This window comes from Amycolatopsis sp. CA-230715 (assembly GCF_018736145.1).
In the GTDB taxonomy this organism is placed as follows: domain Bacteria; phylum Actinomycetota; class Actinomycetes; order Mycobacteriales; family Pseudonocardiaceae; genus Amycolatopsis.
The window spans coordinates 9,394,848-9,416,912 of the sequence record NZ_CP059997.1 but is presented as its reverse complement, the minus strand read 5'-3'; the positions used below and the strand labels follow the sequence as shown (position 1 = coordinate 9,416,912).

The 22,065-nt window shown below is 71.5% G+C and carries 3 protein-coding genes; all 3 read left to right on the top strand.

Annotation, left to right across the window (positions count from 1 at the left end; all coding sequences use genetic code 11):
* Window positions 1-653: 653 nt before the first annotated feature.
* The 3 genes from HUW46_RS43525 to HUW46_RS43515 are packed head-to-tail and all read left to right on the top strand — an operon-like array spanning window position 654 to window position 22,053.
* Complete coding sequence (locus HUW46_RS43525) at window positions 654-9,323, top strand: non-ribosomal peptide synthetase (RefSeq protein WP_215544475.1); 8,670 nt, start codon at window positions 654-656, stop codon at window positions 9,321-9,323.
* On the top strand, window positions 9,320-13,330 hold the full coding sequence (locus tag HUW46_RS43520) for a non-ribosomal peptide synthetase (protein WP_215544474.1): 4,011 nt from the start codon (window positions 9,320-9,322) through the stop codon (window positions 13,328-13,330). Before HUW46_RS43525 ends, HUW46_RS43520 begins: the two co-directional genes overlap by 4 nt.
* The gene (locus HUW46_RS43515) at window positions 13,330-22,053 is read left to right on the top strand and encodes a non-ribosomal peptide synthetase (RefSeq protein WP_215544473.1); all 8,724 of its coding nucleotides are present in this window, start codon (window positions 13,330-13,332) and stop codon (window positions 22,051-22,053) included. The genes HUW46_RS43520 and HUW46_RS43515 overlap by 1 nt, the downstream gene beginning before the upstream one ends.
* The last annotated feature ends 12 nt before the right edge of the window (window positions 22,054-22,065 follow it).

The window sequence follows — 22,065 nt, the reverse complement described above, 5'->3', positions numbered from 1 at the left end:
GGGATCGGAAGCCCGAAGTCCAGTTGTCACCCACTATGCCGCACCTGTCGTCTGACCGGGGTAAACCCCCGGGCACACGACCGCGGGGTCGGGCGATGGGTGGGCGGCATACCGCCGTGGCGCCCCGATCTTCGAGGGAGGCAATTTATCGGGTGGTGAATTCGTCGTCGAAGAATCGAACAAAGAAATTCGGGTAACGCGGTCGCCTTGCTGCCGGCCGGGTGGGAATGGGGGAATGCGGAATGTCGCGGACGGTAGCGACGTGACCGCGTGAGGTTTCTGCCTGTTCGGTGAGTGCGTCGACGAGATGACTGTCAAGGGATTGGCGGGACAACAACCGGACAGGATTGACGGGTGCTCAGATGTGCACGGCGGGTGCGGGTGCCGACGACCGGACGTTGACACGATCTGACCGCTGGCCGATAGTGCAGGTGTGCGTGTCGCGGATTCGGTGCGGGGGTGTCGCGGGCAATCCGGTGAACGGGCATGTGATATGGCTGTGATAACGGTGGTAATGCGTCGATAAACCAGTTGGCGTATCCGGTGTGGACCAGCATCACAAATCGTGTCCCGGGTCCGGTGGGCCATGGTGGACTGAATGGGATCACGCGCCCGCAATGGGTGCCGCGGAAAGGGAACGGCGAGTCTTGTCGGTGAAGCACACGACGCCCGGCGGCCGTTTCGAGGTCATGAACGGCGCGCCGGTCCGTGCGGTGCAGCAGTTGTTCGAAGCGCAGGTGGCGCGTGACCCCGGCGCGGTCGCCGTGGTGTGCGGGGACCGGGAGATCCGCTACGGCGAGCTGAACGCGCGCGCGAACCTGCTGGCTCGGCACCTGCGGGCGCTCGGCGTCGGCCCCGGCGCGCTGGTGGCGATCTGTGCCGAGCGGTCGATCGAGATGGTGACGGGACTGCTCGCGGTGCTGAAGGCGGGCGGTGCGTACGTCCCGCTCGACCCGGCGTACCCGACGCGGCGGCTCGCGTTCATGCTGCACGACAGCGCGCCCGCGGTGCTGCTGACGCACGCCGCCGCGAGCACCGCGTTGGACGGGGTCGAAGAGCTGCCGCCCGTGGTCGATCTCGACGCGCCGGACTGGCCGGGCTCCGGCGAAGACGGCGGCAACCCGGACGCGCGCGGCGATCTCGCCTACGTGATCTACACGTCCGGTTCGACGGGCGAGCCGAAGGGCGTGCTGGTCGAGCACGGACACCTGCTGGCGATCGCGGCGAGCTGGGAGACCGCGCTCGCGTTGCGGCCGGGGCTCGCGCACCTGCAGATGGCCAGCTTCTCGTTCGACGTGTGCACCGCCGACGTGGTCCGCGCGCTGGGTTTCGGCGGCAGGCTCGTGCTCTGCCCGCGTGGTCTCCTGCTCGACAGCGCGGGGCTGCACGACCTGCTGCGGCGTCACGAGATCGGTTTCGCCGACTTCGTGCCCGCCGTCCTGAACGCGCTGGTGACCCAGCTGGAAACCCGGGACGAGGCGCTGGACCACCTGGAAACGGTGGTCTGCGGCGGTGACGTCTGGACCGCCGTCGACGCCAGGCGGGCACGCGCGCGCCTCGGCCCCGGCGTGCGGATCGTGACCGCGTACGGGGTCACCGAGGCGGCGGTGGACAGCTGCCTCCACGTCGTCCCCGCCTCGGGCATCGACGTGCTGCCGATCGGCGCGCCGCTGCCCGGGGTCAGGGTGCACCTGCTCGACGACCACGGCAGCGAGGCGGAGACCGGGGAGATCCACGTCGGTGGCGCGGGGGTGGCACGCGGGTACCTCGGCCGTCCGGGGTTGACGGCGGCGCGGTTCGTCGCCGACCCGTTCGCGCCGGGCTCGCGGCTCTACCGGACCGGTGACCGGGGCCGCCGCCTGCCGGACGGGCGGATCGAATTCCTCGGTCGTACCGATTTCCAGGTGAAGATCCGCGGGTTCCGGGTCGAGCCGGGGGAGGTCGAAGCGGAGCTGACCCGCTGCGACGGCGTGCGCGAACCGCTGGTGGTCGCCCGCGACGACGATGGCGGTGACCGGCGGCTGGTCGCCTACCACCTCGGGACGGCCGATCCCGCGGAGTTGCGGGCAGCGCTCGCCGCGGCGCTGCCCGCCCACCAGGTGCCGTCGGCGTTCGTGCGGATGACCGCGTGGCCGTTGACGCCGAACGGCAAGATCGACCGCGCGGCGCTGCCCGCGCCGGACTCGGCCGCGTACGGCCGCGGCGGGTACGCCCTACCCGAAGGCGAACTGGAAACCGCGATCGCCTCGGCGTGGGAAGCGGTTCTCGGCGTCGAGCGGGTCGGTCGGGACGACGACTTCTTCGCGCTGGGCGGGCATTCCCTGCTCGCGATGCGCCTGGCGTCGAAGATCCGTGCCGCGCTCGGCAGGGAGATCGCGCCGACCGCGGTGTTCACCGCGCCGACGGTCGCCGAGCTGGCGAAGTGCCTTGCCCCGGACGCCGGTGCGCTGCTGCCACCGATCCGGCGGGTCGACCGGTCGCGTCCCGTGCCGCTTTCCTTCGCGCAGCAACGGTTGTGGTTCCTCGCGCAGCTGGACGGCGCGAGCGAGGCCTACCACGTCGCGGAGGCGCTGGACCTGCGCGGCGAGCTGGACCGCGACGCCTTGGCACGTGCCCTCGACGCGCTCGTCGCCCGGCACGAGGCGCTGCGGACGCGCTTGGTCGAGGTCGACGGCGAGGCGGTCCAGGTCGTGGATCCGCCGGAGCAGGGCTTCGCGCTGCGGATCGACGAACACGCCGAGGTGGCGGCGCTGCAACGAGAAGAGGCGAGCACCCCGTTCGACCTCGCGCGCGGGCCGGTCGTCCGCGGCCGTCTCGTCGTGCTGGCACCGGATCACCACGTGCTGCTGCTGACCATGCACCACATCGTGTCCGACGGCTGGTCGATGGGCGTGCTGGCACGGGAACTCGGCGAAACCTACGCCGCCTTCACCCGCGGAAAGCCCGATCCGCTCCCGCCGCTGCCGGTGCAGTACGCGGATTACGCCGCCTGGCAACGGGACTGGCTGACCGGCGACGTGCTGGCGAAGCAGCGCGAATACTGGCGGGCGGCGCTGGCCGGGGCTCCCGGACTGCTGGCACTTCCGTCGGACCGGCCGCGCCCGCCGGAGCAGGACTACCTCGGCGGGCGGGTTCGGCTGGAGTTCGGCGTCGAGCTGACCGCAGCGCTGAACGAGCTGAGCAGGCAGCACGGCGGCACGCTGTTCATGACCGTGCTCGCCGCGTGGGCGCTGGTGCTTTCCCGGTTGTCGGGACAGTCCGAGGTCGTGATCGGCACGCCGACGGCCAACCGCAGGCGCGACGAGCTGGACGGCCTGATCGGGTTCTTCGCGAACACCCTCGCGCTGCGCGTCGACCTCGCTGGCGAACCGACGGCCGCCGAGCTGCTGGCACGCGTACGCGCCGTCGCGCTGTCCGCGCTGGAGCACCAGGACCTCCCGTTCGAGCGCGTGGTGGAGCTGGTCAACCCGGCGCGCAGCCTCGCGCACGCGCCGGTGTTCCAGGTCCTGTTCGCCTGGCAGAACAACGAGGTCGGGCGGACGCGGTTGCCCGGCCTCGAAACGACCTCACTGGACACACCGCACCCGGTGGCGAAGTTCGACCTGACGCTGTCGCTCGCCGAGGAGCACGGACGCGTCGTCGGCACGCTCGACTACGCCACCGCTTTGTTCGACCGGTCGACCGCCGAACGGTATGCCGGGTACCTCCACGGGGTGCTGACCGCGCTGGCCGCCGGAAACGTCCCGGCGTCGCTACTCGACCCGCACGAGCGGCGTCGGTCCCTTGTGGACTGGAACGACACCGCGACGCCGCTCGGCCGCCCGGTGCAAGAACTGGTGGAGGCACAGGAGCCGCGTGCGCTCGCGCTGGTGTGGGACAGCGGGACGCTGGACTACGGCGAGCTGAACCGGCGGGCCAACCGCCTCGCCCACCGGCTCATCGCACGGGGGATCGGACCGGACCGGCTCGTCGCGGTGTGCCTCGAACGCTCGCACGAGCTGATTGTCGCCCTGCTCGCGGTGCTGAAGACCGGCGCCGCGTACGTGCCGCTCGATCCCGCCTATCCGGCCGAGCGGCTCGAGTTCATGCTCGACGACAGCTCGCCCGCCCTGCTGCTGGCGCGGTCGCCAGTGGGCTTGGTGCCGTTCCTCGATGTCGCCGACCCGGGCGGCGAGGAACGCGAGGACAACCCGGCGATTCGACGGCGTCCGGAAAACCTGGCGTACGTGCTCTACACCTCGGGCTCGACCGGCAGGCCCAAGGGCGTCGCGCAGACCTGGCGCACCGTCGACAACCTCGTGCACTGGCAGCTGCGGCGCCCCGCTCCGGCGAGGGTGCTGCAGTTCGCGTCGATCAGCTTCGACGTGTCCGTCCAGGAGATCTGGAGCGCCCTGTGCGGCGGCTCCGCGCTGGTGCTGATGGACGAGGAGCAGCACCGCGACCTGGCTGGCCTGCCCGGTTTCCTTGCCAGGAACGAGGTTCGGCGGGCATTCCTCCCCGCTGCGGTGGTGCGCACGGCCTTCGACCGTGAACCGTCCGGATGCGAAATCATCACCGCTGGTGAGGCACTGCGGGTCGGCGACGGTCTCCGCGCGCTCGGCAGCGATCTGCACAACCAGTACGGCCCGACGGAAACGCACGTCGTCAGCCAGCACAGCCTCGCCGCGGCCGACGCCGAAGACTGGCCGTCGCTCCCGCCGATCGGCAGTCCCATCGCCAACGCGCGGTTGTACGTGCTCGACGCGCGCCTGGAACCAGCGCCCATCGGGGTCGTCGGAGAGCTGTACATCGGTGGCGCGGGCTTGGCGCGGGGATACCTGAACCGGCCGAGGGCGACCGCGGAGCGGTTCGTGCCCGACCCGGTGACCGGCGAAGTGATGTACCGCAGCGGGGATCTCGCGCGCAGGCTGCCCGGCGGCGAGATCGAGTTCGCGGGGCGCGCCGACGGCCAGGTGAAGGTGCGGGGTTTCCGCGTCGAACCCGGCGAGGTCGAGAACGTGCTGCGCGAGGCCGACGGGGTGCGCGACGCGGCCGTGGTCGTGCACGAAGACGCCCTTGTCGCGTACGTCGTCGGCGAGGTGGACGCGGCCCGTGCGCAGGCGCGCCGGTTACTTCCCGCGCACATGGTGCCCGCGCGGTGGCAGCCGCTCGAGCGCCTTCCGTTGACCGTCAACGGGAAACTGGACCGGCGGGCGCTGCCCGTGCCGGGCGCGGTGGTGAGCGAGGTCGGTTACGCCGCGCCGCGCACCGAACGCGAAGCCACCATGGCGGCCATCTGGGCGGAAGTGCTGCGGTGCGAGCGCGTGGGCCTGCACGACGACTTTTTCGCACTGGGCGGGCATTCCCTGCTCGCGACGCGGCTCGTGCACACCGTCAACCGGCGCATGGCCGCGAACCTGTCGCTGCGGAGCCTGTTCCAGAACCCGGTGCTCGCGGACCTGGTGGGCGAGCTGGACCGCGATGACGCCGACGCCGCGTTCGTGTTCGACGAGCTGGTGCCGGACCCGGCCAGTCGGTACGAGCCGTTCCCGCTCACCGACATCCAGGAGGCGTACTGGGTCGGGCGGGAATCGACACTCGAACTGGGCGGCGTCGGTGCGCACGAGTACGACGAGATCAGGTTGTCCGAACTCGACGTGGCGCGCTTCGGCCGCGCGCTCGACGGCGTGATCGCGCGGCACGACATGCTGCGCACGGTCTTCCACGGCGACGGCACCCAGCAGGTGCGGGAAACCGTTCCGCCGTACCGGATCCAGTGCCACGACCTGCGCGGTCTCGACCGGGAGGAGGCCGAGCGGAAGCTCGGCGAGACCCGCGAGCGGATGTCGCACCAGGTGCTCGACGCGACGCGGTGGCCGCTGTTCGAGTTCGCGGTCACCCGCCTCGACGACGAGGTGCGCCTGCACGTCAGCATGGACTCGCTGATCGTCGACGCGGCGAGTTGCCACCTCCTCGAACGCGAACTCGTCCAGCTCTACGCGGACCCGGCCGCCGAACTGACGTCGGTGCCGTTGACGTTCCGCGACTACGTGCTGGCTGAGCGGGCCCTGCGGGAAACCCCGCGTTACAAGCGCGCGCAGCAGTACTGGCGCGAGCGCGCGACCGAGCTGGCCCCCGCGCCCGCGCTGCCGCTCGTTCGCGAACCGGAATCGGTGTCGCGCCCGCACTTCGTCCGGTACGAGAAGCTCGTCCCGGCCGAACAGTGGCGCACGGTGAAGGCGGCGGCGAAGGAGCACGGGGTCACGCCGTCCGCGGTGCTGCTGGCCGCGTTCGCCCAGGTGCTCGCGCTGTGGAGCCGACATCCGCGGTTCACGCTGAGCCTTCCGCTGTTCAACCGCCTGCCGCTGCACCACGGGGTCAACGCCGTGCTGGGCGATTTCACCTCGCTCGTGCTGGTCGAGGCCGAGGTGACCGCGGACGACTTCGCGTCGCAGGCGCGCCGCGTGCAGGAGCGGCTCTGGGCGGACATCGACCACGCGGCGGTGAGCGGGGTCTGGGTCACGCGCGAGGTCGCACGAGCGCGGGGCACCAGCCAGACCGCGATGCCGGTGGTGTTCAACAGCACGGTTAGCGAACAGGCGGACGGGCTGCACACCGAGCACGGGCTCGCGACCGGGCTCGGCGGCGAGGTCGTGCACAGCATCACCCAGACCCCGCAGGTGTGGATCGACCACACCGTGGTCGAGACCGAGGGCGCCTTGCTCTTCAACTGGGACAGCATCGATGAGCTGTTCCCCGACGGCATGGTGGCCGAGACGTTCGCGGCCTACTGCGCACTGCTCGACCGGCTCGCGGAGCCCGGCGCGTGGAAGTCCACTGTGGACGGCCTGCTGCCGGTCGCGCGGCTGGCGCCGGGTACCGAGCCCGCTCCGCCGCCACGGCCGTTGCTGCACGAGCTGGTCGACCGGCAGGCGCTCGCGACCCCGTCGGCGACGGCCGTGCTGTCCCCGGACCGCGCGCTCACCTACGCCGAACTCCGTCGCGAGGCGCGCGGGCTCGCGGGCAGCCTGCAACGCCGAGGCGTGCGGCCGGGAGATCTCGTCGGGGTGCTGCTGGACCGGGGCTGGGAACAGGCCGTCGCCACCCTCGCGGTGCTGTACGCGGGCGGGGCGTACCTGCCGCTGGATCCGGAACTGCCGTCGGAGCGGGTGGCGCACATCCTCGGCGAGGCCGGGGTGAAGACGGTCGTGACCACGCGCGGCGTCCCGGACGGGGTCGAACCGGTGGGCCTCGGCGGGGACACCGACGCCTTCGAACCCGTCGCCGCGGCCGAGACCGACGTGGCCTACGTGATCTACACGTCGGGATCGACCGGCAAGCCGAAGGGAGTGGTGATCGATCACCGCGGCGCGGTGAACACCTTGCTGGACGTCATCGAACGGTTCGGCATCGCGCCAGCGGACCGGGTGCTCGCGATCTCGTCGCTGAGCTTCGACCTGTCCGTGTTCGACCTCTTCGGCACCTTCGCGGCGGGCGCCGCCGTCGTGACGCTCGAACCCGAACTGGCCCGCGATCCCGCGCACTGGCTCGACCTGGTCCGCGCCCACGGCGTCAGCGTGTGGAACTCGGTCCCCGCGTTGCTCGGCCTGCTCGTCGAATACATCGAATCCGGGCACCCGCCGCCGTCGTCGTTGCGGCTGGCGATGCTCTCCGGCGACTGGATCCCGCTCGACCTCCCCGACCGGTTCCGCGCGCTCGTGCCCTCTGCGCGCGTCGACAGCCTCGGCGGTGCGACCGAGGCGTCGATCTGGTCCATCCACCACCCGATCGGCGCGGTGGACCCCGGCTGGCGCAGCATCCCGTACGGAAAACCGTTGCGGCATCAGTGTTTTTACGTTCTCGACGACGCGATGCGGCCGCGTCCCCCGTGGGTGCCCGGTCACCTCCACATCGGCGGGGCAGGGCTGGCGCTCGGGTACTGGCGCGACGAGGAACGCACGAACGCCAGTTTCGTCGTGCACCCCGCCACCGGCGAGCGGCTCTACCGCACCGGGGATCTCGGGCGCCTGCTGCCGGACGGCACGATCGAGTTCCTCGGCCGCGAGGACGGCCAGGTCAAGGTGAACGGCTACCGCGTCGAACTCGGTGAGATCGAAGCGGTCCTCGAAGCGCATCCCGCCGTCCGGTCGGCGGTGGCGCGGCTCGTCGGGGAGGCGCAGCAGGCGAAACGGCTCGCCGCGTACGTCGTCGGCGAAGTGCCCGCGACCGAGCTGGCCGAGTACCTCGCGCGGAAGCTGCCCGCTTACATGGTGCCGTCGTCGTTCCGGTTCCTGGAGTCGTTCCCGTTGTCCGCCAACGGGAAGGTCGACCGGTCGCAGCTACCGGACCCGGCACCGGAACTCGGTTCCGCCGTCGCGTCGCCGGTCGCCGAGGGCCCGGACGAGACGCGGCTCGCCGAGCTGGTCGCGGGAGTGCTGGGACGCGCGGTCCCGCCGGACGCGAACCTCATGCGGCTGGGTGCCACCTCGATCGACGTCGTGCGCATCGCCAACGCGCTGTCGAGCGAGCTGGGCTTCCGGCCGCGGCTCGCCGAGTTCATGCGGCAGCCGACGGTCGGCGACCTGTTGGGGATGTACCGGGGATACGTCCGCGACCGCGAGATCGCGGCGGCCGCGCACCGAGCCGGAAGGGGCGACGTGGTGGAAGACCCGTTGGCGCGCAAGGAGTTCAAGGCGCGGGATCTCGGACACCGCGATTTCGAGCACGGGCGGTCCGTCGAGCTGGCCGGTTCGGCGGACACGCAGCGGTACGCCGAATACCGCTCCGTGCGGGAGTTCGACGCCGCACCGGTGGACGGTGCGGCGTTCTCCGGGTTCTTGAGTTGCCTCGCGGAGGGCGAGGTGGATGGAAGGCCGAAGTACCTGTACGGCTCCGCCGGTGGCAGCTACGCGGTCCAGACCTACCTCTACCTGAAACCGGGCCGCATCGACGGCGTCCCTGGCGGTGGTTACTACCACGACGCCCGCGCGCACCGGCTGGTCGCGGTGGGCGACGGTGGCGAGCTGGGCTCCGACGCCTACGACTTCTTCGTGAACCGCCCGGTGTTCGAGGCGGCGGCGTTCGCGGTGTTTCTGGTGGCGGATCTCGCGGCGATCGAACCGCTCTACGGCGAGGAAGCCGAGGGCTTCTGCCGGATCGAGGCGGGCGCGATGGGGCAGTTGCTCACCATGACCGCGGCCGGGCACGGGCTCGGCGTGTGCGGGATCGGGTCGCTCGAAACCGACCGGCTCACCTCCCTGTTCGAGCTGGGGCCGACGCACCGGCCGGTCTATTCGCTCCTCGGCGGGCGGCGTGCGCCGGAGATGGAAGACATCGAGGTATGAACGCCTACGAACTGCTGGACCTGTTCACCCGCGAGGGCATCGCGATCGAGGTCGACGGCGGCAAGCTGCGGCTGAAGGCGCCGAAGGGTTTCGTCACGCACGCGTTGCGGGACGAGCTGCGCGACCACAAGCAGCGGCTGATCGAGATCCTCACCGGGCACGACGTCGCCGCGATCGTGCGCAGGCCGGATCCGCGCGCCCCGGTGCCGCTGTCGTTCCCGCAACGCCAGCTGTGGTTCCTCGACCGGCTCGCACCAGGGAATCCGGTGTACGGCAACCCTTCGGCGTTCGCCTTCGACGGCGCGCTCGACGTGACCGCGTTCGATCGGGCGCTGAGCGAGGTGATCCGGCGGCACGAAGCGCTGCGCACGGTTTTCCCCGCGCTCGACGGCGAACCGCAGCAAGTGGTGCGGCCCGCGGTCGGTGCCGGGGTGCCGGTGCTCGACCTGACGGGCCGCCCCGATGCCGAGGAGCGGTTCCGCGCCTTGGCCGAAGCGGACGCGCGCGAGCCGTTCGACCTCGGCGAAGGACCCTTGGTGCGCAGCACGCTCGTCCGGCTGGGCGCCGACGAGTACCGGTGGCTGCTCAACGTGCACCACATCGTTGCGGACGGCTGGTCGACCGGGATCCTGGTGCGGGAAGTCGGCGAGCTGTACACCGCTTTCGTGCACGGGAGGCCGTCACCGCTGACGGATCCGGTCGTGCAGTACCCGGACTTCGCGCTGTGGCAACGCGAGCACCTGCGCGACGAGGTGCGGCAGCGGCACCTGGAGTACTGGACGGACCGGCTCGGTGACGCGCCCGCCCTGCTGTCCCTGCCGACGGACCGGCCGCGCCCCGCCGTGCGGCGGTTCCGCGGTGACCGGCACACCGTGACCGTCGGCGCGGAACTCGCCCGTGGTCTCCACGATTTGGGCCGCACCGCCGAATCAACGTTGTTCACGACCCTCACCGCGACGCTGTCGGTGCTGTTGTCGAGGTACAGCGGCCAGGACGACGTGTGCCTCGGCACCCCGTTCGCGAACCGGGGGCACGCCGAGGTCGAGGACCTCATCGGGCACTTCGTCAACACCGTCGTGCTGCGGACGCGGGTGGATCCGGCGCAGTCGTTCGCCGCGCTGCTGCGCGAGGTGCGGGGGCACGTGCTGGATGCGCACGCGCACGCCGATCTGCCCTTCGACCAGCTCGTCGAGGCGCTCAACCCGGAGCGGCACACCGGGTACTCACCGCTGTTCCAGGTGATGCTGGTGCTGCAGAACATGCCGCTCGACGAGCTGGAGCTGCCGGGGCTGGCGCTGCGGGAACTGGAAACCCGCGCGGGGACGGCGAAGTTCGATCTCGCCGTCGAGGTGGCCGAACGCGAGCACGACCTCGAACTGGCCTTCGAGTACGACACGGACCTGTTCGACGGCGAGACGATCGCCAGGATGGCGGAGCACTACGTGCGGCTCCTGCACGAGGTCGCGCGCGACCCGGCGCGCCCGGCGGGAGAGCTGGACCTGCTCGGCGCCGGGGAACGGCGGCGTCAGATCGAGGACTGGAACGCCACGGACCGCCCCGCCAAAACGGACGGCCTCGTCGAGCGCTTCGAAGCGCAGGTGCGCTCCCGGCCGGGCGAACTCGCGGTGGTGTGCGGCGGAGACCGGCTCGACTATTCCACAGTGGACAGCAGGGCGAACCGCGTCGCCGCGGCGTTGCTCGCCAGAGGAGTGCGCCGGGACCAGGTCGTCGGGCTCCACATCGGACGGTCGGCGGACCTGGTCGTCGGGATCCTCGGTATCCTCAAGGCCGGAGCCGCCTATCTTCCGCTCGATCCGGCGCTGCCACCGGAACGGCTCGCGTCGATCGTCGCGGACGCGGATCCCGCGTTCGTGGTGAGCGACTCCGCGGACGAATGGACCTCGCTCGCCGAGATCGTGTCCGAAGTGGACTGTGACGACCCGCCCGGCGTGGTGGCGGACCCCGCCGCGCTCGCGTACGTGATCTTCACTTCGGGTTCCACCGGCAGGCCTAAGGGCGTCGCGGTGACGCGCGGCAGCGTGACCAATCTGCTCGACCACTGGGTGTCGTGCTTCGGTGCGCTGCCGGGCGAGGCGGCGGCGCTCTGGTCGAGCTTCGGGTTCGACGTTTCGGTGCAGGAGATCCTGCTGCCGCTGACCACCGGCGGCACACTGCACGTCGTGCCGGACGAGATCCGCCCCGATCCCGCGCGCCTGATGGGCTGGTTGCGGGAGTACCGCGTCGCGCAGGCGTACCTGCCGCCCGCGTTCGTGACCTGGGCGGCCGAGGCCCCCGGGGAACGGCTCGCCGGGCTCGCGCTCCGCCAGCTCCTGGTCGGCGTGGAACCGTTGCCGGAGAACGGGTTGCACCGGCTGACCGAGCACCTGCCCGGCCTGCGGGTGCTGAACGGGTACGGGCCGACCGAGACCACCGTGTACAGCACCGCCTACCCGGATCCGGGGCCGCGCGACCGGCGGTGCCCGATCGGCAGGCCGCTCGCGAACACCAGGGCGTACGTGCTCGACGAGCGCCTGCGGCCGGTGCCGATCGGGGTGACCGGTGAGGTCTACCTCGGCGGTGCCGGGGTGGCGCGCGGGTACCTCGGCCGCACCGGCCCCACCGCCGAACGGTTCGTCGCGGATCCGTTCCGGGCGGGAGAACGCGTTTACCGCACGGGAGATCTCGCCCGTCAGCTCCCCGACGGGAACTTGGAGTACCTCGGGCGGCGCGATCACCAGGTGAAGCTCCGGGGGTTCCGCATCGAACTCGGTGAGATCGAAGCCGTGCTGCGCGAGCAGCCCGGCGTCCACGAAGCGGTGGTGTTCGTCGACGACGACGGCAGTGAACCCCGGCTGGTGGCGGGGATCGGGCGCGGTGACGCGGAAGCCGGGGAACCGGTGCGAGAGGTGCTGTCACGGCGGCTTCCGGCGTACATGGTTCCGGCGCTCTTCGTCGAGCTGGACCGGTTGCCCCGCACACCGAACGGCAAACCGGACCGCGCGGCGCTGCTCGCGCACGCCGCCGACGGGCCGGGGCAGGTCAACCTGGCCAGCCCGCGCGATCACGTCGAACTCGCGCTGTACCGGATCTGGAAGCGGTTGCTGCTCCAGCCGGACATCGGCATCCGTGACAGCTTCTTCGACGTCGGTGGAAGTTCGATCTCGGCGATCAAGCTGGCGCACGCCGTCCGCGAAGAGTTCGGCGCCGAGGTGCCGATCCACGAAATCGTGCTGAACCCGACGATCGAAGCACTCGGCGGACGGCTGCGCCGGGGCGCTCCCGGGCGCCCGCCGAGCAACCTCATCGAGTTCCGTGGCGGCGAGGCGCGCGTCGTGTGCGTCCATCCCGCGGGCGGCACCGCGTTCTGCTACCTGTCACTGGCCAAGACCCTGCCGGAAAATGTTGGTGTGCAAGGGATCCAGTCGCCGGGTGTGAACCCTGGCGAGGACTTCCTGCCCACCGTGGAAGCGATGGCGGTGTCCTATTTGGACCTGATCGGACCGGTCGACGGGCCGGTGGTGCTGACCGGGCTGTCCTACGGCGGCCTGATCGCGCACGAGATGGGCAGGCGGCTCGCACTGGCAGGGCACGAGCGGGTGAGCGTGGTCCTGCTCGACACGCAGGGCACCGACGACCCGGCGGAGCGCGCCGCGATCGAACCGGTGGACCTGGCCGAGTTCCGCGACAAGCTGGTCCGCTTCAACGGGATGTACCCCGGTATCGACGACCGGCAGATCGAGCAGTACTTCCACATCTACAACCACAACCGGCTGACCATGCGCGACTACGAGGCGCCGCCGACCCCCGGGCGGCTCGTGCTGCTGGAAGCCGTTGGCGGGCGCGACGAGGACACCGCGCGCGAGGGCCGCGACTTCTGGCGGCGCCGCGCCGAAGCGGGCCTCGTCGTGGACACGCTCGACTGCGATCACTGGGAGCTGCTGGAAACCGACGAGGTGCTGCGGGTCGCCGCGATCCTGCGCCGTGAGCTGGAAAGGGTGGGGCCCTGATGGTTTCCTTGGCGCACCGGGTGCTCGCGCAGGCGCGGCGCACGCCGGACGAGGTCGCGATCACCGACGGCGACCGGACCTTGACCTACGCTGAACTCGACGCCGCGAGCGCCCGCGCCGCCGCGGGTCTGCGCGATCGCGGCGTGCGGCCCGGTGACGCGATCGCGGTCAGGGTGCCCCGGTCCGCGGAACTCGTGTGCACGATGCTCGGCATCCTGCGCCTCGGCGGCACCGTGGTCCCGCTCGACACGCAGAGCCCGCCCGAGCGGCGGGACCACATCCTTTTGGACTCCGGAAGTGTTGCACTGGTCCACGACGGAGCCGCGCCGGACGAGCTGCCCGAAGCGGTGAAACCCTTCGCTGTCACCGAAGTGCTGGAAGCCGGGCATGAGCCGGAGATCGCGAGCGCATCGGTCGCGTTCGTGTTCTACACCTCGGGCACCACCGGGCGGCCCAAGGGTGTGGAGGTGACCGGCGACGGGATCCTCCGGCTCGCGAGACCGGGTTATCTCGAACGCGGCGAACGGTACTCGTGCTTGTCCAACCCGGCCTTCGACGCGATCAGCTTCGAGGTGTGGGTACCGCTGCTGACCGGCGCGCGGTGCGTGATCCTCGCCGACGAAGTGGTGCAGACCCCCGAGCTGCTCGCGGACGTGCTGCTGCGCGAACGCATCGACACCGTGTGGATGACCACCGCGCTGTTCAACGCCGTGGTGGACCGGGTGCCGCACTGCTTCGCCGGTGCGCGCCAGATGGTCGTCGGGGGAGAACAGCTCGACGCCGGGACGATGCGCCGCTGGTACCAGGACAACCCGGGCAGTTCGATGCGGCTGCACAACGTCTACGGGCCGACGGAATCCACGACCTACGCCCTGTCCTACCCGATCCCACGGCGGTTCGACGGTGACGTGGTGCCGATCGGACGGCCGTTGCCCGGCACCACGATGCGCCTGGTCGTCGATGGCGAGCGGGAAGCCGAACCCGGCGAGGTCGCCGAGCTGTACCTCGGTGGCGAGGGCCTCGCGGCCGGGTACCGGAACCTGCCGGAGGAAACCGCGAGCCGGTTCGTCCAGTACGACGGCGACCGCTACTACCGCACCGGCGATCTCGTGCGCGCCGACGACGGGGGACTGGTTTCCTTCGTCGGCAGGGTGGACCGCCAGGTCAAGGTGCGCGGGTTCCGGGTCGAACCGGGTGAGGTCGAACGGCAGCTCCTGCGGCACCCTGCGGTCAGGCTGGCGCACGTCTGCGCGCGGCGCGAAGCCGGTGTGCACGAACTGGTCGCCTACCTCGTCCTCGGCGCGGAAGTCGCGTTCGCGGAGTTCGAACAGCACCTGGCGCGGACCCTCCCCGGCTACCTCCGGCCGCACCGGATCCACCTTGTCGACGAGTTGCCGCTGAACGCGAACAGCAAGGTCGACGAGCGCGCGCTGCTCGGCCGGGACCTGCCCGCGTGGCGTGCCGAGGCGGCCGACGACCGGATCGCGACCGAAAGCGAACGCGCGCTGCTCGCCGTAGCGAGCGCGGTGCTCGGGGTTTCCGGGTTGCGCCCCGGGGATCGGTGGGTGCCCAGCGGTGGCGATTCGCTGAAAGCACTGAGGTTGCGGTTCGAGGTGCGGCGGCGTTGGGGGTGCGAGCTGGCGCAGACGGCCGTGCTGCGCGACGACTTCGCCACGCTCGCCGCGGCCGTCGACGCGGGAACGCGGACTCCGTACCCCGCGGCAGGAGCGCCGTCGGGCGCTCGCTGTGCACCGGCGACCTCGGAGCAACAGCGGCTCTGGCTCCTTCAGCAGCAGGCGCCCGAGTCCCGCGCCTACGACGTCGACCTCGCGTTCCGGGTGTCGGGCGCGGTGGACGTCGACGCCTTGAAGCACGCGGTGCGGCGGCTCGTGGTGCGGTACCCCGCGCTGCGCACCGCGTTCGAGGCGCGGGCGGACGGCCTCTACCAGGTGGTGGCCGATCCGTACGACCCGTGGGAGCCCGCGACCGGACCGTTCGACCTCGCGCGGCCGCGGCAGCTCCGCGCGCGGTGGGACGACGGAGTGCTCCGGCTCCGGCTGCACCACATCGCGGTCGACGGCTGGTCGGTTTCCGTGCTGCTGCGCGCGATTTCCGAAGGCTACACTGGAAAAGCCACTGTGGACGGTGTGGAAACCAGGACTCCGCTGGACTTCGCGGCCTGGCAGGCGGCCTGGTTCGCGGAACCGGCTTACCAGGCCCAGCGCGTCGAACTGCAGGCGCACTACGACGGGCGCGACGATCTCGTCGCCGCGCGGTCCGGGTCGAATGCGGTGGGACGCCTGCTGTGCACGAAGCTGGACGCCGCGCAACGCGCGACCGCCGACCGGCTCGGCGCTGAGCTTGGCCTGACCCGGTTCCAGCTCCTGCTCGGCGTTTTCGCGTGGAGCGTCTACGGCGTCACCGGCCGCACGCGCCCCCGCATCGCGAGCCCGGTCGCGAACCGTCCGGTGCAGGAGTTCGAAGACAGCGTCGGCATGTTCGCCAACACGGTGCTCGTGCCGCTGGAAGTCGTTCCCGGGGAGGGCCTGCGCGCCCAGCTCCGGCAGCAGGCCGCCGACACGCGCGCCGTGCTCGACCGGCAGGACGTCGCACTGGCCGACCTGGCGTTGCCCGCCGATGGCGCGCTGTTCGACTACCTGTTCGTGCTGGAGAACACCGATTTCGGCGCACTGACCCTGCCCGGTTGCCCGGTCAGTCCGGAGTGGACGGTCCCGGCCGAGGCGAAGTGCGCGCTGACGATGTCCGTGGTGGACCGCGCGGACGGGCTGGACTGCCTGTGGGAGTTCGCCGACGACCGGTTCGACGCCGCCGAGATCGAGGCCATGGCCGAACTCTTCCGCCGCGGGCTCGACGAACTCGACCGGGGCGGGGCCACGCTCGCCGAGCTGGTGGCCTCCTACCGGCGCGCGTTGCCCGATCCCGGGCGCGGTGCCGTTTCCACGCCGTCGTTCACCACGATCGCCGACGGTTTCGCGCGCCAGGTCCGGCGAACCCCGGATTCGCCCGCGCTGGCCGCGGACGGCCGCACCGTGAGCTACGCCGAACTGGATTCGTACGCGAACGCGCTGGCTGCGAAACTCGGCGCCGTCGCGGGTCCGTCCGTCGCGCTGTACTTCGAGGCGTCCGTCGAACACGTGGTGGCCTTGCTCGCGTTGGCGCGGCTCAACCTCACCATCGTGCCGCTCGACCCGGCTTATCCGCCCGCCTTGCTGCGGCAGATCCTCGACCAGGCGGAGCCGTCCGCCGTTCTCCTGGCACCGGGCTCCGAGGCAGCGCTCGACGAGTTCGCACCGGCGGACCTGCCGCGCCACCCGGTGACCCTGTCCACAACGGACGCGCCGGAACCCCCGCCGCACCAAGGCGAACGCCCGCTCTACACACTGTTCACCTCCGGTTCCACCGGCACGCCCAAGGGCGTCGAGGTGACCGACGGGACGCTCGGCAATCTGCTGCACTGGCAGGTCGAAACCGAGGACATGACGGCAGCCGCGACCCAGCAGTTCTCGATGCTCTCCTTCGACGTGTCGTTCCAGGAAATTTTCGGCACGCTGTGCACCGGCGGCACACTCCACCTCGCCGAGCCGGGCTGGCGGCACGACGCCCCCGCGCTGCTGGCCCAGCTGGAAACGGCCGGGATCGAACGCCTCCACCTGCCGTACGTGGCGTTGCAACTGCTCGCCGAGCACGGCGTCCGGCTCGGGAGCTATCCGTCGCGGCTGCGCGAGGTCGTGACGGCGGGAGAGCAACTTCTGTGCACCGACGCGATCCGCCGCTGGTTCGCGGGCCTGCCGGGCGCGTGCCTGGTCAACCACTACGGGCCGACCGAGACGCACGTGGTCAGCAGCCTGCGGCTCGAAGGCGATCCCGCGAACTGGCCGGATCGTCCCGCGATCGGGAAGCCGGTAGACAACACGATGCTGCGCGTCGTCGACGACGCGGACGAAATCCTGCCACCGGGCCGGAGCGGTGAACTGCTCATCGGCGGGCCGCACGTGTCGCCGTGCTACCTCGGCGACGCCGAGCTGAACCGCGCGCGGTTCGTCGAGCTTCCCGGGCTCGGGCACTTCTTCCGCAGCGGTGACCTGGCGCGCTTCGATTCCGCCGGGCTGCTGCACTTCCTCGGCCGCGACGACGAGCAGATCAAGCTGAGCGGCTACCGGCTGGAGCTGGGCCAGGTCGAGACCGCGTTGCTCGGGCACGCCTCGGTTTCCGGTGCGGTGGTGGTACGCGACGGGAACCAGCTCGTCGCGTGTCTTCGGTGCCACGGTGAGGTTCCGTCGGCGGCAGAGCTGGCCGACCACCTGGCCGGGTTGCTCCCCGCCTACGCGCGGATAGACCGGTTCCGCGTGCTCGAAGCGCTGCCGCGCACGCCGAGCGGGAAGGTGGACCGGCGGCGCGTGCTCGCGGCACCGGGCGTCGACCTGCGTTCGGAGCGCGCCGCGAGTCCTGGGTTGTCCGCACGCGAAGCACAGCTCGCCGCGGTGTTCGAAGGGGTCGTCGGGCAGCCCATCGGGCCGGACCAGCGCTTCTTCGACGCGGGCGCGTCGAGCCTCGGCCTGATGCGCTTCCACCTCCGCTGCACCGGAGAACTCGGGCTCGCACTGTCCATTCCGGACTTGTTCGAGCACGTCACGATCCGCCGCCTTGCCCGTTTCCTCGACGGCGACGCGCCTGCCGAGCGGGCGGCCATCGCGGAGAGCGCGCCCGACGAGCCGATCGCCGTGGTCGGGATGGCGGTCCGCCTGCCGGGCGCGGACGATCTCGGCGCGTTCTGGACGATGGCCGAAACGGGCGGACGCGGGATCGAGCACTTCGACGCCGAGGACGGCTTGGTCGGCGCGCGCAGTGAGCTGCGGGGCCCGCTCGCCTTCGACCCGGCCGCGTTCGGCATCAGCAGACGGGATGCCGCGCTGATGGACCCGCAGCAGCGGCACCTGCTGATGAACTGCGTGGAAGCGTTGGCGCACGCGGGAATCGCGGACCAGTCCGTGCGCAGCGTCGGTCTGGTCGCGAGCTGCAGCGAGAACACCTACTTCCAGTCGATGCTCCGCGAAGCCGATCCCGCGCGCCTTCCCGACAGCTTCCAGTTCGCGTTCCACCACGAGAAGGACTTCCTCGCCACCAAGGTCGCCTATTGCCTCGGGCTGCGCGGCCCCGCGTTCACCGTGCAGGCCGCGTGCGGCAGTTCGCTGGTGGGCGTGCACGTAGCCGCCGGCATGCTGCGCGCGGGGGACAGCGAGGTGATGCTGGTCGGTGGCGTGCAGATCGACCTGAACCTCGGGCGCGGGTACCGGTATCGGCCGCAGCACATCTTTTCGAAGGATGGGCACTGCCGCCCGTTCAGCGACGACGCCAGCGGCACCGTCGGCGCCAGCGGCGTCGGCACGGTGGTGTTGAAGCCACTGCGGCTGGCGCGCCAGGACGGCGACACCGTCTACGCGGTGATCACCGGTTCCGCGCTCAACAACGACGGTGACAGCAAGCTCAGCTACAGCGCGCCCGCGCTGGCCGGGCAGCGCGAGGTGATTCGCGCAGCGCTGCGCCGCAGCGGGCACACCGGTGCCGATGTCGGCTACGTCGAGGCCCATGGAACCGGGACCGAACTGGGCGACCCGGTGGAGGTCGGCGCGCTGCGGGAGGCCTTCGAAGTCGCGGAGTCCGGCCGGTGCGCGCTGTCGTCAGTGAAGAGCCAGCTCGGGCACCTCGGCACGGCCGCGGGCGTGGTCGGGCTGGTGCGGGCGGCGCTGGCCCTGCACCACGGGCTGATCCCGCCGACCGTGGACTTCCACGAGCTGAACCCGAAGATCGGCGACCCGGGCCCGTTCTTCGTCCCGGCCAAGGCGGAACGGTGGCCCGACGACCGGCCGCGCGTCGCGGCGGTGAGCAGTTTCGGCGTCGGCGGCACGAACGCGCACGTGGTACTCGACGAAGGCGACCAGAGCCCGGAACCCGCCGCCGGGTCGCCCTGCCTGATGCTGTCCAGCGCCAGTGCGGCGGGCCTGCGCGCCGACGCCACCCGCATCGCGGACTACCTGGAGGCGCGGCCGGAGACCTTCGACCAGGTGCTCCGGCACCTCCAGGCGGGCCGCCCCGCGCGACGGTGGCGGGTCGCGGCCGTGCACGCGGACGCCGCGTCCGCGATTTCCTGGCTGCGCAAGGTTTCCGGGGTCGAAACGTCGCCGACGGAGGAGGTCCTGGAGGCGGGCGAACACCGCACGGGCGCGCTCGTCGTCCGCTGGCTCGGTGGCGCGACCGTCCGCTGGGCGGACGGTCCGGCGCAGGCGCCGTGGGACTTCCCGCCGCCCGCGTTCGACCTCGCCGACTACGACTTCGACCGTGCCGCCCCGGAAACCGCGGCGCGCGCGTGGCCGTCCAGGGTGCCGGAGGCCGAGTGGCTGCACCAGCCGCATTGGGTCCGGCTGCGCCGAGCGGCGTCCACCGGAGCGGAGGTCACCGGCGTCGTGGTGGTGATGACCGCCGAGCCGGTCGCGGGCCTCGGCGCGGGGGTCGTCCAGGTGACGGCGGCGGATTCCTTCGCCAGGCTCGCGGACGATCGCTACCAGGTCGACCCGGCTGACCCGGAATCGCTGCGATCCCTGTTCGACGCGCTCGGCGCGGACGCCGTCCACTGGGTGCACGCGCTCCCGTTGTCGATCGGCGGCGCGGTCGGGGAGGTCACCGTGGCCCGCGCGCGCTGGGCGTGCGTCGACACCCCGGCCGCCGTGGTGCGCGCCGCCGCCGCGGGTCCGACCGTGCGGACGTGGTGGCTTTCGCAGCAGGCACAGCCGGTCGACGGGCCGGTGCGGCGACCGGAACTGGGCCTGCTCGCCGGGATCACCGAAGTGGCGCCGCAGGAAAGCGGCGCCGACGGCCATTGGGTCGACCTGCCGAGCCCCGATCCGCAAGCGTGGGCACCGCTGCTGCCCGCGCTGTTGAGCGAGCCACGACTGCCGCGCAGGCTCGCGTTGCGGCAGGGCTACTGGTGGCATCCGGCGCTCGTGCCGGTCACGCCGAGTTCGGGGAATTCGCCCGTGTACCAAGGAGTCCACCTCGTCCTCGGTGGTACCGGCGGGATCGGGACGAGCATCGCGGCCTGGCTGCTGGCGCGCTCCGACTGCCGGGTGGTCCTGCTCGCCCGCCGGGCCCTGCTGCCCGACGAGCTGGCTCCGTGGGCCGATCGCGTCGATCTGCTGGAGGCCGATCTCGGCACGTGCTCGCTGGATGCCGTCCTCGCTCGGTTGGACCGCGTCGACGGCGTGGTGCACGCCGCCGGGGTGGCCGACGGCGGCACGATCGCGCATCGCGACCCGGCCGGGATGCGGCGGGCCATGGCGGCGAAGGAACGCGGCGCGCTACTGGTGGAACGGGTCATCGAGCGCTTCCGGCCCGCGTTCGCGGTGTACTGCTCCTCGATGTCGGCTTGGTACGGCGGAACCGGGCAGCTCGACTACGCGGCCTCGAACGGGCTGCTCGACGGGTTCGCCCGCGCCCGGTCCGACGAGAGTGAAACCACCGCGCGGCTCGTCGTCGACTGGGACATCTGGGCCGAGACGGGCATGGCACCGGACGTCGCGAACCCCGGTGTCCGCCACCGCGCGCATCTCGCGGTCGGGCTCAGCGCCGCGGAAGGGCAGCGGATGTTCGATCGCGCGCTGGCGCTCGACCTGCCGCAGCTGCTGGTGTCGACCACGCCGCTCGACCGCGCGGCCGAGTTCTACGCACCGTCCACATCGGACTCCGCCGCGGCCGAGCCGTCGGCGGAGCGGCTCGCGGCGAGCCTGCGCGGCTGGCTCGGTGTCGACGAACTCGACCCGGGCGCGTCCCTGTACGAGCTCGGCGCCGATTCGCTGACGCTGCTGGACCTGATCGCCGAGGTCAAGGCGCAGCACGGGGTCGAGCTGGACCTTTCCCAGCTGAGCCACCGGGTCAGCCTCGCCGAGGTGCTCGCGCTGCTGGGGGAGGAGCCGACCGGCGACGCGGTCGCGGTCGAGGTCTGGCAGGAGGGCACCGGGCGGGACGTGCTGTCCCTGGTGCATCCCGTCGGCGGTGACATCCAGGCCTATCGCGCGCTCGTTTCGGCGCTGGATCCGCGGTTGACGGTGTGCCTCATCGCGGATCCGGCGTTCCGGAAGCCCGGCCTGCCGTCGTGGTCGATCCCGGAGCGGGCGCGCCGCTATCGGGCGGCGCTCGAAGCGCGGTTCCCGCGCGCCGAGTGGAACTGGCGGCTGGGTGGCTGGTCGTTCGGTGCCTGGGTGGCGCTCGAGATGGCGGCGGGCGTCGATACGGACGGCTCGGCGGTCGACGGGCTGTACCTGATCGATCCGCCCGCACCGGACGCCGGGCCGCACCTCGCCGCCTACGGTGACGCGGAGCTGGAAGCGGTGTTCGCCAACGAGCTGAGCCAAGGGGAGGCGAGCGAGGCTTACGCGAAGCGGCTGGCCGCCTGCTGCCGTGCCAACCTGGCCACCATGGCGGACTACGCGCCGCCGCGGCTGAGCCGCACCACGGCCGCGGTGTGGCTCGCGGGCACGCCGGTGGCGGGTCTGCCGGTGCACTCGACCGGACCGGAACCGTGGCTGGCGCTGCTGCCCGGCATGGTGACCACGCTCGACACCACGCACTACGGCATTGTGGAGCCCGACCAAGCGAAGGTGGTGGCGGAGTTCGTGAACGCGGCGCTGCCCGCGTTCGAGACCTGCTGAGCCACCCATCGA